The organism is Acinetobacter sp. CIP 64.2 (genome assembly GCF_000369645.1).
Classification (GTDB): Bacteria; Pseudomonadota; Gammaproteobacteria; order Pseudomonadales; family Moraxellaceae; genus Acinetobacter.
In genome coordinates this window covers 1,819,378-1,820,227 of record NZ_KB850122.1, presented here as the reverse complement: position 1 = coordinate 1,820,227, position 850 = coordinate 1,819,378, and the positions used below count along the sequence as shown (strand labels likewise).

The following is an 850-nucleotide window of genomic DNA, read 5'->3' as shown; positions in this document are numbered from 1 at the left end:
GTGAGCGTCGATGGTGTGAACTATCCTGCCACCAACAATGGCAATGGCACCTGGACCCTTGCAGACAACACCTTGCCAGCACTGACCGATGGTCCACATACCGTGACAGTCACAGCGACTGATCCAGCAGGAAATGTGGGTACAGCGACAGGTACAATTACGATTGATACGGTTGCACCGAATGCACCTGTCGTGAATCCGATCAATGCAGTTGATCCGATTACAGGTACGGCAGAGCCAGGCTCAACAGTCAAAGTGAGCTTCCCGAACGGCAGTACCGAACAGGTGACCGCCGATCCAGTCACCGGGGTCTGGAGTGTACCGAATCCGGGTGGCCTGACCAATGGTGAGACCGTTACAGCAACAGCGACTGATGCGGCTGGGAATGTTTCCTTGCCAGGCACTGGAATTGTGGATACGGTTGCGCCAGATACCAGCTCAGTCGGATTTACGGTTGATGCAGTCACAGCGGATAACGTACTCAATGCAGCAGAATCTACTGGTAATGTTACCTTGACAGGAACATTAACCGGTGTACCTGCTGATGCGGCGAAGACTGTAGTCACCATTATTGTCGATGGAGTAAGTTATACTGCTATAGTGAATGCAGCGAATGGTACATGGAGTGTCAGTGTTCCAGGCAGTGGCCTGGTCGCAGATACAGATAAAATCATTGATGCCAATGTTAAATTTACAGATGCAGCAGGCAATAGCAGTACGGTTACAACCACCCATGCCTATAGCGTAGATGTAACTGCACCGAATGCCCCTGTGTTACATCCAATCAATGCGGTTGATCCGATTACCGGTACAGCAGAGCCTGGTGCAACAGTCAAAGTGACCTTCCCGA

Annotated in this window: 1 protein-coding gene; it reads left to right on the top strand. The window is 51.2% G+C overall.

Going from position 1 to position 850, the window contains the following annotated elements; all coding sequences use genetic code 11:
• A partial coding sequence (locus F895_RS02630) for an Ig-like domain-containing protein (RefSeq protein WP_032865329.1) occupies nucleotides 1-850 on the top strand: 850 nt, incomplete at both ends.